We start from the raw sequence: 13,954 nt of genomic DNA, 5'->3' as shown, positions 1-13,954 counted from the left end.
TACAAGCCTGATAGCAGGATTATTAAGAGTGTAGGAAGCCTGATTTGAAATTACACCCTAATTTCGTCCCCTGGATTTATCCGCTGCGCTATCCAGATCATGTTATGCTGATAAATGTTTGCTAATTCGCGGTTCTGCCTTTAGCCTGAACCTATGTTGATAAAATAACCAGAACACAATAGCTTGCATGGAATGGAACGCTGAAACGCTGAGCTTGCTGTCTATCCCGCTGATCAGTGCGATAGTTGGTTGGTTAACAAACTACCTTGCCGTTAGGATGATGTTTTATCCTATCGAGTACGTGGGTTACCGTCCTTGCTTTGGTTGGCAGGGCCTGATCCCGGCCAAGCGCAGGGAAATGGCTGAAATTGAAGTCGAGCTGGTGCTCGGTAAGCTGCTTAGTGTTGAGGAATTGGCGGGGCGCTTAGAGGGCGACGTGCTGGCGCTGTCTATCGAGCGCAGGCTCAAACAGGTGTTACGCGCCGTGGTTAACGAGGTCATGGAAGAGTCTGCACCGGATTTATGGGCGGCCATTCCTGTGCAAGGCAAAAATCTGGTTTATCGTCGCATCGAAAACGACATGCCTCACGTGGTGAAAAAACTGGTCACCGATTTTCAGCTCAATATCAACGAAATCTTAGATATTAAGGAGCTGGTGGTAGAGCAACTGGTGAAATCTCCTGAACTCATTAATGAAATCTTTCTTACTGCTGGTGAAAAAGAATTCCCCTTCATTGTTCGTTCTGGGTTCTATTTCGGCTTTCTGTTTGGCTTACCTACCATGTTGTTGTGGCACTACTTTCAGGCCTGGTGGCTGCTTCCTCTGGGCGGGTTGCTGGTGGGATATATCACCAACTGGATTGCCATCAAAATTATTTTTCAGCCCAAGCGTCCTATCAAAATTGGCCCCTTTACGTTGCAGGGCATGTTCCTGAAACGGCAGCAGGAAGTGTCGAAGGTTTATGCCGATATCATAGAGCGAAAACTGATCACGCCACAAAATATCACGCATGTGATCTTGCATGGTTCAGGTTCGGCGCAGTTGCTAGAGCTTATAGAGCTGCATGTGAATGATGCTATTGAACGCTATGTCGCCGTTGCCCAGCCGTATTTCGCATTAGGCGTGGGGTCAGATAACTATTTCCGCATGAAGTCACTCGCGGTGAAGCGCATCTTTGAAAATTCCGATAAGTACTTGTTCTATGCCTACGATTACGCCCATGGCGCACTACGGGTGGGCGATGATTTATGTTTGCGCATGCAGGCGCTGTCTCCCGAAGAATTTGAAGGGGTGTTGCGGCCGGCTTATAAGCAGGATGAGTGGAAGCTCATTGTTACCGGGGCATTGTTAGGGTTGGCTGCCGGTATTGCTCAGCTAACATTCATTTTCGGAGCGCCATTCTGATTATGAAAACCGCTGAGCGCATTTTGTATACGGCATTGAGCTTGTTCAATGAACACGGTGAAAACAGTGTAACCAGTGTTGATATCGCCTTGGAGCTCGATATCAGTCCGGGGAATTTATACTACCATTACAAAGGCAAAGAAGTGATGGTAGAAAAGTTAATCGCGTTGCACAAAAGCCAGATGTTGCAGGTATTACGGCGTGATTTGCTCGACAAAGTGGAAGGTGCTGAGGCCTTTTACTACCTGTACCTGATTATCGAAAAAATGCATGTTTTCCGTTTTTTTTATCGCAGCCCGGGGGATTTGGCAGAGAAATACCCGCATAGTCACAAAATAAGAAACAACGTAATAGATGCATTGGAGTCACAGCTGCATAGACTGCTGCAACAAATGACGGTGCGAAATGAATTACTGGTCAGTAAAAGTGAACTGCCTCTGCTTACAGAACTGCTGTCACTCATTCTTACCCAATCATTCCAATATGATCAGCTGAGCCGCCCGCTCGACGAAGATGCGCAGCGCTATCATTGTTTATCGTTGGTGCTTACCAGTCTGTTACCTCGTCTACGTTTACCGGAAGAAGAGTTGTGGTCTCTGCAAAAGGGCATCGACAGCCATAGTTTGGCCAATCTTCGACGCCCTCACTGGCAAAGCGCGCCACCGAGCGAGTCAGACTGATGTCCCGATCCCTGTCATTTCTTGATAAATCCTTTTGGTTGGCGGAATCTGACGCCAGCCCCAAGCATGTGGGTTGTCTGCAAATTCTTGCAATGCCAGACGACGCAGACCCGACGACCTATGTGGATGCACTTTATCGGGAAGTGAAAGCGCATGATAAAGTTACGCCGCCGTTTAATTGCCGGGTGAAAACGTGGCTATCGTATCCGCTGGGATTACAGCCGGTTAAACAGATGGACATGGACTACCATGTGCAGTGCCATCATATTGAAGATGTGCACGACAGACAGAAGCTGGATGCGCTAATTGAAACCCTGCATGCTTCGCGGTTAGATCCAAACAAGCCATTATGGCAGTTCGTATTCATGCATGACGGCAAGAGTCGAAAATTTGTGATTTACGCCCGGGTTCACCATATGTACGGCGATGGCGCCACCTTGGTACGTTGGTTTCAGGCCGGCTATATGGCGAAGCCAAATCACGATGACTTCGTGCCAGTGTGGGCGCTTAAACGGTTGCGGCATAAACGTAAAAGCCTGGTGCGTTGGCGCGACCGCGCTTATGCCAGCCTACAGTTTTTAAAGGCGGCGTGGGAATGTTGCTGCATCGTTGTGCGGCTGTTGATGAAAATCATGCGCATCAACACCCACTATATGCCTGTGCCATTTACCGGTACGAAAACCCCACTAACCGGTCAGTTAAAGCCGGGTAGGGCGGTAACGACCATGGATATTGATTTTATTCGTGTGCGCGGATTGGCCAAACGAACCCGGTCTTCGGCCAATGAAATATTGCTCTGTATTTTTGATATTGCCGTTCATCGATTTCTGCATGATTACGGGCAAACCTTTAGCCGACCACTTTACACCAACATTCCCATTAATCTTCGCAAGCCGGGAGAAAAAACCACCGGCAACAAAATTGCCATTGTGCCCATTGAACTGGCTCACGGCGAGCGAGATCCGTATCTTCGTTTACGGCAGATTATTGTGAACCACAGAATTGTCAAAAATGCTGCTCAGTCGGCCACACCGAGGGCCTTCAGCGGTTACACAATCGCTATTCAAGCGGTATCACTGGTTTTTGAGTGGTTACGTCTGTCCGACTGGGTAAAACCCATCGCCAACATTCTTATTTCAAATCTGCCTGGCCCTGTGGAACACAGGTACTTAAAAGACAGCAAGTTGCTAGCCTGTTATCCGGTATCGACCATGACGCCGGGCGGGGGTGTGAACATTACCGTGATGACATACAGCGGCAAAGCAAATATTGGTCTGGTGTGCTGTAATCGTCATGTGAAAGATTTAAACCCACTGGCAAAATATGCCCAGGAAGCGCTGAATAAGCTTGAGCAGTCTGTAGATGATCCTACTGTGGGTATTGATGATATTGGTGAACAAATTCACCGTTATCCGCCCTCTATCGTCAGTGAATAGAGAGTGTCACCGATTAGAAAAAATCAGCGAAAAGAAAGTATCAGCGGTTAACGGCTAAAAGCTAAATCGTAGGCTGTCTTTTTCTACTGATACCTGTTTCCCCCAACGTAAAAAGGTAAGCTCACGCCACCCTTCGCTAAGTTTATAGTACAAGGTATCTTCATCAAGCAGGGAAAGTAACCGACGGGTGATATCCGGTTTATGGTGGTCGAGAATTTTCTGCTTATCGGCACTGAGAAAAAGTTGCAGGTAATTCACGATTTTATCGCTGCGCCCCGTAGTTGCCACACTGGCAACGCTGATCAAGGGTTGCGTAAGCAGATTACTAAGACTTTTCCCTAACGTGAGGCCAGGCAAAATTTGTGAAATGAGATCTTGTGTGTCTTTGATAAAACTAAAATTATCGTTAACCAATTGAATCACATCAACATCCACATTGGTTAATCGCACAATGCCCTCAGCAGGAACGTAAACCGGCACTGCACTTACCACCAATATGACATGGGCGCGGTAGATTTTTGCATCGAGAACGTTCAGTTCCAATTCGGCAAAGCATTCCAACGCTAAACGCTGTTGTTGCGCGTTAAATTGTACCCGGGCTTCAGTAACGTGCACTGAACCGGCGCCGGCGGGCACATCAATGTGAAACAGGCGGGGGAAATGGGGCTGAATTAACGCGTTGAGTTCGTCGCGGCTGCAATCATCATGGGTGAGTCGGCCGATTTTTATCAGCATACCACATACCCATATTTTGCTTCGCTCCTGCCAGCTCATGGTGTCGACTGTCCTTTAGCTGTGACGTGTATTTATGACGCGTTTCGAATTAACCGCTCAACAGTAACACAAATAAAACAGACAACGACGTTAAATTTGTTAAACTGGTACGAGCAGTTGGCGCTGACGGATTGAACAATGAATGAAGAGAAATTCGATTACGTAATTGTAGGTGGTGGTTCGGCCGGGGCCGTCATGGCTGCCCGTTTGTCAGCAAATCCATCCCTGTCAGTGTGTTTGATTGAAGCGGGAGGCGCCGACACTAATCCGCTTATTCATATTCCTTTTGGCCTTGCTTTGCTCAGCCGCTTCGACAACATCGGCTGGGGCTATTTTACTGCAGAGCAGCAGGCTTTATCCCATCGCGAGTTGTTCTGGCCGAGGGGGAAAACATTAGGCGGCAGCAGTTCGGTTAACGCCATGTGCTACATTCGAGGGCAGCGAGAGGATTACGACCGCTGGCATCAGGAAGGGGCACATGGATGGGCCTATCATGATGTATTGCCATGGTTTCGCAAGGCTGAAGATTTCTTCCGGGGCGCAGATGCTTATCATGGTGCCGGCGGCCCGCTGCGAGTTGAAGCGTTAAAGCATACCGATCCGCTTTCCGATAGATTTATCGCCGCCGCTGAAGAAGCTGGGCATTCGCAGAGAGATGATTTTAATCGCGAGCAGCGTTGTGGCCTTGGCTACTACCATGTTACTCAAAAAAATGGGCGTCGGTGGTCTACTGCACAGGCTTACCTTAAACCGGTGCTGAACCGACCGAATCTTACGGTTTACACCAAAACCAGTGCAGAAAAAGTCTTGTTTAATCACGGCACCGCGACGGGTGTGCAAGTGCGGTTTAAGCGCAAAAGTCGCAGAATTCTAACTACCCGGGAAGTGCTGTTATGCGGCGGTGCAATCAACTCTCCCCACTTGCTGATGCTTTCTGGTATCGGCCCCGGGGAAATGTTGGCCGACAAAGGAGTTCACGTACAGGTGGATTTACCTGGCGTGGGCTGTAACCTGCAAGATCACCTGGATGCCATTGTGCAGTATCGGGCGAAAGGACATCACGGTTATGGTGTGGCGCTATCGGCAGTACCAAAGTATGCCGGTGCCACCTGGCGATATTTAACCGGACGTCGAGGGGCGTTTTCTTCAAACATTGCCGAGGCGGGAGGCTTCTCTTGTTCGTCACTTGCTTCAAATGGTTTACCAGATTTACAGTTTCACTTTTTGCCTGCCATCCTCGCTGACCACGGACGACGCATGGTGCATGGCTATGGTTTTGGCGTACATGTATGTGCACTGTACCCAAAATCCAGAGGACGACTGCTGCTACAAAGTAGTCATCCTGATGACCATCATCTAATCGATCCGAACTACCTCGCTCATCCCGATGATCTCACAGTATTAATAGACGGCGTGCGACAAGCGCAGAAAATTGTGTCCTGTTCTGCATTCGATTCGGTGAGAGGAAAATCCGTGTCGCCGGTTTCACATTCGTCTACAGACGAAGAGATTGCGCAGTTTATTCGTGATCATGCTGAAAGTATTTACCACCCGGTGGGTACCTGCAAAATGGGCCAGAACGATGACCCTATGGCGGTGGTAGACAATCAGTGTCGGGTACGGGGGGTTAACGGACTTCGGGTCATTGATGCCTCGGTAATGCCAACACTGGTGGGCGGCAATACCAATGCTCCTACTGTCATGATTGCTGAGCGGATGGCTGATCTTATTCTTCGCGGCTTGTGGCAGAACGCATAAAGACCTCTGCAGCACAGTCACACATTTCTGCCACATGGCTGGCATCGGCATAGATACCGTCAATCAATAGCCGGGCAATACCGTGCAGGGTGCTCCAGGTAACCTGGGCCAAGCGCAACGCATCTTGATCGTCAGGCAGTAAACCGAATTCCTGCCAGGTGCGGGTCATCGTAAGTTGATATTGAAAACACGGATAGGCCACTTCTTTTAATTGGTCGGTGGCTTGATGACTATGCCACAGTGTTCGACCAAACATCAGTTCATACACTTGCGGGTGGCGGGCAGCATAGCCCACATACTGGTGAATGAATTCCCTAAAGCGCAATCCAGGCGCTTTATCCTGCTGCTCAAATATGGTTTTTGCTGATGTGTGCCAATCGTCAAAACCCTTCGCGGCAATAGCGCATAACAAGGCGTTTTTATCTTTGAAATGATGATAAGGGGCAGTACGTGAAACGCCCACTACCTCTGCGAGCTTGCGCAGTGAAAGGGCGTCTATGCCATGCTCCTCAATAATCGCGTTGGCGGCATTAAGCAGTGCTGTACGCAAATCTCCATGATGATATTTTGAGCTGTTAGCCATAAGTCACCGTATCGCTGCTAAAGTGAGGGAAGTGTCCTTTTTAATCTTGACACTGTCAACTTTGATGTTATCTTGACGCTGTCAAGTTTGTGCAGTAAACAATTTGTTAAACTAATATCAACGTTTGGATATACAGAGGGCAAGTCATGAGCACCACACATTACCCCCATCTTTTCCGTCCACTGGAACTGGGCTTCACTCAGTTAAAAAACCGTATCATTATGGGGTCTATGCATACTGGGTTGGAAGAAATGCCCGGCGGACACAAACACATGGCCGCCTTCTACGCAGAACGTGCGCGCGGTGGCGTGGGGCTAATCGTGACCGGGGGCATTGGGCCGAATGAAGAAGGCTCTACTCACCCGATGACCCGACGCTTAGATTCCGATAAAGCAGTTGCACACCATAAAGAAGTCACCGATGCGGTGCATGCCGAGGGTGGGAAAATTTGTATGCAGATCCTGCATACTGGTCGCTACGCGTATTCTGAAAAGCTGGTGGCTCCTTCCGCTATCCAGGCACCCATTAATCCGTACAAGCCAAAAGCGCTTACAGAAGACGAAATAGAATCGCAGATCAATGATTTCGTATTTGCCGCCACACAGGCGCAAAAAGCGGGTTACGACGGCGTGGAGATCATGGGCTCTGAAGGGTATTTTCTGAATCAGTTTATCGCCGTACGAACCAATCAGCGTACCGATGACTGGGGCGGCAGTTATGAAAACCGTATTCGCTTGCCTGTGGAAGTGGTTCGCCGTGTTCGTGAGGCGGTGGGAGAAGCTTTCATTATTATATTCCGCCTGTCCATGCTGGATTTGGTCGAAGGCGGTTCTACCTATGATGAAGTGGTTACACTAGGGTTAGAAATCGAAAAAGCCGGTGCCACCATTATTAATACCGGGATCGGCTGGCATGAAGCCCGTATTCCCACAATCTCCACCCGTGTCCCCAGAGCGGCATTCACCTGGGTTACGGCTAAATTTAAAGCCGCACTCAATGTGCCTCTTATCACGTCCAATCGCATCAATACGCCAGAAGTGGCGGAAGCTGTGCTCGCCCGGGGCGATGCCGATATGGTGTCCATGGCGAGACCGTTTCTCGCCGATGCGGAGTTTGTCACTAAGGCGGAACAGAATCGCAGTGACGAAATCAATACCTGTATTGGCTGCAATCAGGCTTGTTTAGATAACATTTTCAACGGCAAACTCACCAGTTGTTTAGTCAACCCCAGAGCATGCCACGAGCTGCAATTGCAAATTGCCCCCACAGACGCGCCGCAACATATTGCCATCGTCGGCGCAGGGCCAGCCGGATTAGCCGCAGCAGTAACGGCAGCCCGCCGTGGGCATCGTGTCACCCTGTACGACAAAGCCAGCGAGATTGGCGGTCAGTTCAATATTGCGCGTCAGATCCCGGGTAAAGAAGAATTCAGTGAAACGCTACGCTACTTCAGCAAGCAGCTTGAGATTTACGGTGTAGAAGTAAAACTGGGTGTTGAAGTGACGGCTGAAATGCTGAACGACTCGTCAGCCGACAGCGTACTGCTTGCTACAGGTATTGAGCCACGGGTACCGGATATCGCAGGCGTCGATCATCCCAGCGTGATGACCTATCTCGATGTGATAAAAGCGAAAAAGCCCGTGGGTAAACGGGTCGCGATCATTGGTGCGGGTGGTATTGGTTTCGATGTGGCTGAGTACCTGTCTCATGGCAAGGATTCTCCAAGTCTGAATATTCCCCAGTTCATGAAAGAGTGGGGCATTGATATGACCTTAACTGCACGGGCCGGTGTTGAAGGTGTAAAACCCCAGCCAGAGCCGTCGCCGCGACAGATTTTTCTGCTTCAACGTAAATCATCAAAAATTGGAGCTGGCCTTGGCAAATCCACAGGGTGGTCTCACCGGGCTAATTTGATGATGAAAGGGGTGAAAATGATCCCCGGTGTGCAATACCAACGCATTGACGACAACGGTATTCACTGCATCATCGATGGTGAATCCACCGTGTTAGCGGTGGACAACGTGATTGTTTGTGCCGGTCAGGAGCCGCTGCGCGCACTTCAGGAAGGCCTGAAAAAGCCTTGTCACTTGATTGGTGGTGCCGATGAAGCCCGGGAGCTTGATGCGAAGCGGGCTATTGAACAAGGCACGAAGGTGGCGGCGTCGCTATGACGCGCCGACGGTTACGTTGTTTTGCCATTCAGGCAGTTGCATTACCGATATCAAATTCCGGCAGGCTGTGTTCAGTGAACCAGCCGGGACGGTAATCGGTCCAGCAAAACTGCCACTGGCCGGTTGACGTTTTACGCGCCCGCAGCTGATAGTGGGCGCCGTAAACGGTATTTCCAGCTTCGTCCACCGGGCGCTCGGGAATGATTCTCGCAACAATCAGTTTCACATGCTGACCATCAGGTTCTTCCTCGAAGCGCACAACCTCGGCAAAATGCTGCCAGTAAGGTGCCAGATGACGGAAATTTTTCAGCGTGCCAATCACCTGCTCACGCCCTGAGAGATTCCCCACGGGCGCAAAGCCACCGGCGATATCTTCGCTGTATGAAGACTTCAGCAACATCATATCGTTCTGATCGACGGAGAATGCATAGCGGCAGTAAAGTTCTTCCAAAGCCTCCTGCAAATTATCAGGTGGAGGAACATCCGGCAGGACCACCCAGGGGGCATGCAACTCACTGACCATGGCAGGGGCGTCGAATCCCATTTGCCAGCCACTCTGCACCCGGGGAAAGCGTTTCTGATGCAGTTCGTTAATCAGCGCAACAGATTCCCGGTACCGTGCTCCGCGGGTTTCAAAATCAACGCCGAACGCCGGATATTCAACCGGACGGTCACCGGTAGAGAGCCCCAGCATAAAGCGTCTGCCGGTGAGTACATCGGTTGTCACCGCCTGTTTGGCAAGGGAAACGGCGAATCAGGGTAGGCTTCAATGGGCGTTAATAATCTTACAGACAGTTTGCCGGGACTGAATACCCGTTTCCATGCGTTGGTTTGCGGTAATGATTTCATTGTCATAACCCCCGTGCTACGCATTTTCAACGGGCCAGACAACATCCAGCTCGGTTTTTTCAATTCGCCATTCACCCTCAACTCTCACGTAACTGTCGAGGTATCGTCCCAGCAGCAGTACCGGATGGGATTGCTGAGGACGGTCGGTAACAAAGTCGAGCAGATAGCAACTACCGGTTGCTGTGTCTTTGCCGGTCAGCGTAATGTGATGATTGGTTACTGCATGCATAAACGGAAAATGTTCCCGTGCCTGAGTATCGAATGAGCGATAAGCTTCTTTCAGGCTGTGGCTGATTTCCGCCAGGCCCTTCATGCTGCCAACGGTGACTTTTACTTCCGCATCCCGGGTGAAGACTTCGCTCATTCTGTCTGCTTCACCACTATCAAGTAATTCGCTGTAGTGGTGGCGTAGTGCACGGATTTCTTCTTTATCGAGCAATGCGTCGATTTGTTGCTGCTGATGTTCTGTTGTCATAATCAGGTTCCTTTATTCAGGCTGAAAAGGGGGGAAATCGATGTAGCCTTCAGCGCCACCGCCATAAAAGGCTTCACGGGTGACCTGGGTGAGTGGCCAGTCGTGACGAATGCGTTCTACAAGGTCCGGATTGGCAATGTAAGGGGTACCAAAAGCGGCGACATCTATGAGGTTATCCCCCAGTAAGTATTCTGCGCTGTCCCTGGTTAGTCCGCCCGCAGCAATGAGCACGCCATGATAAACCTGGCGGATTTTGTTCAGCAGGCCGGATGGGATAGTGTCATTTTCAAGACTGATATAAAGGTATACACAGCCTTTCTCATTCAGTGCTTTCGCAACGTAAAGATAGGTTTCTTCGGTATCCGCCTGAAATGGCATATCGAGGTTGCGGTGGAACGGTGACAGGCGAACACCTGTTTTTTGCGCCCCGATTTCGTCAATGACGGCATCGACGGTTTCCAGTAATAACCGGGCCCGGTTTACCACCGCCGATCCGCCATAGCGACACGGTTATTCAGCGCGAGTGACGGCGTATTTAATTCATCAAGTAAATGCATAATTACCTCCTTAAACCCATGCGTCAGCAATGACCTGATGCGAGTAAATTCGTGCTTCAGGATCGTGGATCCAGGAGTTCACCATCACTTCATCGGCGCCGGAGCGGTTCACCAGATCGGTAAGACGATCACGAATTACCTCGCGCGTACCCCAGACAGATTCTCTAAGCTGGCTCTTAACGCGCATCGCTTCAGACGGGCTCCAGATTGCATTCATGTCATCAACCGGCTTCGGCAGGTATTGTTCTGTACCGCGCCCCAGTGACAGGAATTTCTGCAATTCAGTAGTGGCCAGGTAATCAGCCTGTTCCTGCGTGTCTGCCCCCAAAGCGTTAATACAGACAATCACATACGGCTCAGGGAACTGCTGCGACGGTTGATAGTTTTCACGATAATGGTTGATGGCTGCCTGCATGGCATCCGGAGCGAAGTGGGCAGCAAAAGCCATAGGTAAGCCTTTTTTCGCCGCTAACTGTGCGCTAAATGTGCTGGAGCCCAGCAACCAGACAGGCACCGACGAGCCAGCTCCGGGCACCGCCTTAATGCGCTTATTGGCGCTTTCTGCAGAAAAGAAATATTGCAGCTCTTCCAGCATTTCGGGGAAGTCTGTGCCTTTGGTTTTTAGATCCCGGCGCAGTGCGCGGGCCGTTTCCATATCCGTGCCGGGGGCTCTGCCGAGGCCGAGATCGATGCGGCCCGGATACAGTGCATCCAGCGTAGCGAACTGTTCTGCAACCACCAGTGGCGCATGGTTAGGTAGCATAATGCCGCCCGAACCCAGTCTGATTTTCGATGTCTTCGCGCCAATGTGACTCAGAATGACAGAGGTAGCCGCGCTTGCGATATCTTTCAGGTTATGGTGTTCGGCCACCCAGTAACGGTTAAAGCCGGCCGCTTCAACCGCCTGCGCAAGACGGGCACTGTTAGCAATTGCCTCGCTGATTGAGAAACCTTCGCCGATAGGTATAAGGTCAAGCACGGAAAGAGGAATATTTTTACTTTGCACAAGTTTCTCCGGAATCGTTCATTGATTAGCGGAGACTATTCTGGTTGCAAAGATAAATTCGATAAACAGGCTTGATGTATTCATTATGTAGAAAAAAATTCTACAATTGAATTGCTATCTTACTTTCCCTGAATAAAAATAGTGAGAGTAAATATGAGCCGAACGTTTTCTGGTGCAATCGTCCACCCAGCCATTAAGGAAATCATCCATCTCTGGTTTGCCTTTTTCGAAGGATTGACGGTGCCCGCCTCGAGGCAGCTGGACATTTTTGAGAACGATATTCAACTGGTTCATGCCGGGCAGCACATGCCGGCGCCATTATTCGTTACTACACGCTGGTGACACTGAATAGAAATGGATGGTATCCGTTGATAGAGAAAGTCGTGCCCGTCGATTAGCTGTTACCAGAACTCTTTATAAGCAGGTATGCAATGCAGAATATAAATAATATCGGCAGTATTACCGCCTTTGTAACCACAGCAAAAAGCGGCAGTTTCACCGCGGCAGGTGAATTACTGGGACTGACAAAATCAGCTGTGGGGAAATCGGTAGCAAGGTTAGAAGAGCACCTCGGTATCACGCTTTTTCACCGTACCACCAGACGGCTGAGCCTGACGCCGGAAGGCGAACGGTATTTTGAAAGCTGTCAGAATGCATTGGATATTCTGCAGCATGCCGAGCAGGAATTAACGTCCCGTATAGCCCGCCCGTCGGGTCGTCTGCGGGTTGATTTACCCGCCGCATTCGGTCGTAAAAGGTTGCTGCCGGTTCTGCTGGAAATCGCCAGACGCTATCCGGAACTCACTCTGACATTGTCGTTCAGCGAGCGCTTTGTTGACCTGATTGATGAAGGCATCGATTTGGTGGTGCGCATCGGAGAACTGGATGACAGCAGTACGTTGGTTGCCCGTAAACTCACTACACAAAAGCTGGTGGTTGTCGCCTCAAAAAGCTACCTGAATTATCATGGTATACCCGAAACACCGGATGAGCTGAGTCACCACCGGACCGTGGTCGGCTTTCGTCGTAATCAGCCGGTGTCGTGGCTCCTGAAAAATACTGCAGGTGTACTGAGCCGAATCACGCCGCCAGCCACCCATGAGTTTGCTGACGGTGATGCCATGTTAACCGCTGTACTCAACGACGCTGGTTTGTCTCAGTTACCGCTGTGGCTGGTGGGTGAGCATATCGCCAGCGGCGAGCTTGTCACCGTGCTGGATAACTATGCCGGTGGTGAAATGCCCATCAACGCGCTGTGGCCGAAAAGCCGCCAGCTTTTGCCAAAAATTCGCTATGTAGTGGATGAACTGGTCGCAAGGGCGGCGGCAGGAGAGTTTGACTAACCCGCATCAAGCCCCTCATTTTTTGCCAATACAAAACGGGCAATTCTCTGCAGCGCTTCTGCGCCTTCGGGCAGGCAATCTGGCCAAAGTGGAAACATGTGAAATAACCCTGGTGTGACATGCAACGATGTTTCCACGCCTGCAAGGGCTGCTTGCCGCGCCAGCAGTAAACTGTCATCCAGTAGCACTTCAGTGGCAGCGACTTCAAGGTGCATAGCCGGCAGCTTGCTAAGGTCGCCCAGCAACGGTGATGCGTCTGGGTGAGTCGGGTTAACATTCGGCATGATCATCGATGCCAGCGCAGCATCGGCACTGTCTTCGTTCATGATGTCGGTAGTCCGTCTACGGGTAGTGCTTTTTCCCGACCGGTCGGTGTTTGGCGCCACGAGGGCAAGACAGTCAGCCTGCTGTCTGAGTGCAACACAAATCGCCAAGTGTCCGCCGGCGCTGTCGCCACCTAAGTTGAGCGAGCCTGTGGTGGCAAGAGTGTCTTCTGTAACAGCAACGGCATCCTCCAGCGGCGCTGGCCAGTGGTATTCGGGCGCCATTCTGTAGGCGGGTAATATAATCCTTAATCCATAACTTGCCAGATCACGAGCCAGAGTCAGGTGGGTTTCCGGGCTGCCAAATACATAGCCGCCTCCATGGAACCAGATAAGTTCTGGGCCTACTCCAATTGCAAGACATCGAACACCGCCGCGGTCAATTTCTTCCACGTCGCTGGTGTCGTGTAATCCGGCAATGTGTGCAAACGCTTTACGCATGGCTTCCGGTGAGCCTTCTACCGGCGTGCTGGTGATGAGCTTTCTGAGCTGGGTTTCATTGGTTGGACGATGGCTCATGGCGTAGTCCTCGTTTTTGGATTTCATGGCGTAGATACGCAATCCATGAATTTTCAGTTTTTACGGCGTATTGAA

The 13,954-nt window shown here is 50.5% G+C and carries 12 protein-coding genes and 2 pseudogenes; 6 read left to right on the top strand and 8 right to left on the bottom strand.

Going from position 1 to position 13,954, the window contains the following annotated elements; genetic code table 11:
- Positions 1-187: 187 nt before the first annotated feature.
- The 3 genes from BFC18_RS09970 to BFC18_RS09960 are packed head-to-tail and all read left to right on the top strand — an operon-like array spanning position 188 to position 3,521.
- On the top strand, positions 188-1,405 hold the full coding sequence (locus BFC18_RS09970) for a DUF445 domain-containing protein (protein ID WP_070125398.1): 1,218 nt from the start codon (positions 188-190) through the stop codon (positions 1,403-1,405).
- 2 nt (positions 1,406-1,407) lie between these two features.
- A complete protein-coding gene (locus BFC18_RS09965; protein ID WP_070125397.1) occupies positions 1,408-2,085 on the top strand; it encodes a TetR/AcrR family transcriptional regulator in 678 nt (225 codons plus the stop codon).
- Positions 2,085-3,521 (top strand): wax ester/triacylglycerol synthase domain-containing protein, encoded by a 1,437-nt coding sequence (locus BFC18_RS09960; protein ID WP_070125396.1) that lies wholly within the window; start codon positions 2,085-2,087, stop codon positions 3,519-3,521. Before BFC18_RS09965 ends, BFC18_RS09960 begins: the two co-directional genes overlap by 1 nt.
- A 54-nt stretch (positions 3,522-3,575) precedes the next feature.
- Here BFC18_RS09960 and BFC18_RS09955 read toward each other — a convergent pair whose 3' ends face one another.
- A complete protein-coding gene (locus tag BFC18_RS09955) occupies positions 3,576-4,295 on the bottom strand; it encodes a YceB family lipoprotein (RefSeq protein WP_070125395.1) in 720 nt (239 codons plus the stop codon).
- Positions 4,296-4,433: 138 nt separating this feature from the next.
- Between BFC18_RS09955 and BFC18_RS09950 the strand changes: the two genes are divergently transcribed.
- Positions 4,434-6,053, top strand: a complete 1,620-nt coding sequence (locus tag BFC18_RS09950) for a GMC family oxidoreductase (RefSeq protein ID WP_070125394.1) — start codon at positions 4,434-4,436, stop codon at positions 6,051-6,053.
- Here the strand turns inward: BFC18_RS09950 and BFC18_RS09945 are convergent.
- On the bottom strand, positions 6,022-6,636 hold the full coding sequence (locus tag BFC18_RS09945) for a TetR/AcrR family transcriptional regulator (protein WP_070125393.1): 615 nt from the start codon (positions 6,634-6,636) through the stop codon (positions 6,022-6,024). The two genes, BFC18_RS09950 and BFC18_RS09945, sit on opposite strands and share 32 nt — an antisense overlap.
- Before the next feature lie 146 nt (positions 6,637-6,782).
- Between BFC18_RS09945 and BFC18_RS09940 the strand changes: the two genes are divergently transcribed.
- Positions 6,783-8,807, top strand: a complete 2,025-nt coding sequence (locus tag BFC18_RS09940; protein WP_070125392.1) for an NADPH-dependent 2,4-dienoyl-CoA reductase — start codon at positions 6,783-6,785, stop codon at positions 8,805-8,807.
- 28 nt (positions 8,808-8,835) lie between these two features.
- Here the strand turns inward: BFC18_RS09940 and BFC18_RS21705 are convergent, their stop codons facing one another.
- From BFC18_RS21705 to BFC18_RS09920, 5 genes and pseudogenes are all read right to left on the bottom strand, one after another.
- Positions 8,836-9,351, bottom strand: coding sequence for a nuclear transport factor 2 family protein (locus tag BFC18_RS21705; RefSeq protein WP_342670039.1), 516 nt, complete (start codon positions 9,349-9,351; stop codon positions 8,836-8,838).
- A gap of 48 nt (positions 9,352-9,399) precedes the next feature.
- A pseudogene (locus BFC18_RS22030) lies at positions 9,400-9,543 on the bottom strand (LLM class flavin-dependent oxidoreductase); the annotation flags it as partial.
- 129 nt (positions 9,544-9,672) lie between these two features.
- On the bottom strand, positions 9,673-10,131 hold the full coding sequence (locus BFC18_RS09930; protein ID WP_070125390.1) for a nuclear transport factor 2 family protein: 459 nt from the start codon (positions 10,129-10,131) through the stop codon (positions 9,673-9,675).
- Between the two features lie 12 nt (positions 10,132-10,143).
- Positions 10,144-10,623: pseudogene (locus BFC18_RS09925) on the bottom strand (oxidoreductase); the annotation flags it as partial.
- Positions 10,624-10,698: 75 nt separating this feature from the next.
- Positions 10,699-11,694, bottom strand: coding sequence for an LLM class flavin-dependent oxidoreductase (locus BFC18_RS09920; RefSeq protein ID WP_070125388.1), 996 nt, complete (start codon positions 11,692-11,694; stop codon positions 10,699-10,701).
- 431 nt (positions 11,695-12,125) lie between these two features.
- Between BFC18_RS09920 and BFC18_RS09910 the strand changes: the two genes are divergently transcribed.
- Complete coding sequence (locus BFC18_RS09910) at positions 12,126-13,037, top strand: LysR family transcriptional regulator (protein ID WP_070125386.1); 912 nt, start codon at positions 12,126-12,128, stop codon at positions 13,035-13,037.
- On the opposite strand, the gene BFC18_RS09905 is transcribed toward BFC18_RS09910, so the two are convergent.
- Positions 13,034-13,906 (bottom strand): alpha/beta hydrolase, encoded by an 873-nt coding sequence (locus tag BFC18_RS09905; protein WP_083273006.1) that lies wholly within the window; start codon positions 13,904-13,906, stop codon positions 13,034-13,036. The two genes, BFC18_RS09910 and BFC18_RS09905, sit on opposite strands and share 4 nt — an antisense overlap.
- Positions 13,907-13,954: the final 48 nt, after the last annotated feature.

This window comes from Alteromonas confluentis, from assembly GCF_001757105.1.
Lineage (GTDB): Bacteria > Pseudomonadota > Gammaproteobacteria > Enterobacterales > Alteromonadaceae > Alteromonas > Alteromonas confluentis.
Note: the sequence above shows the minus strand (reverse complement) of the source record. Positions and strands in the feature narration are given on the sequence as shown.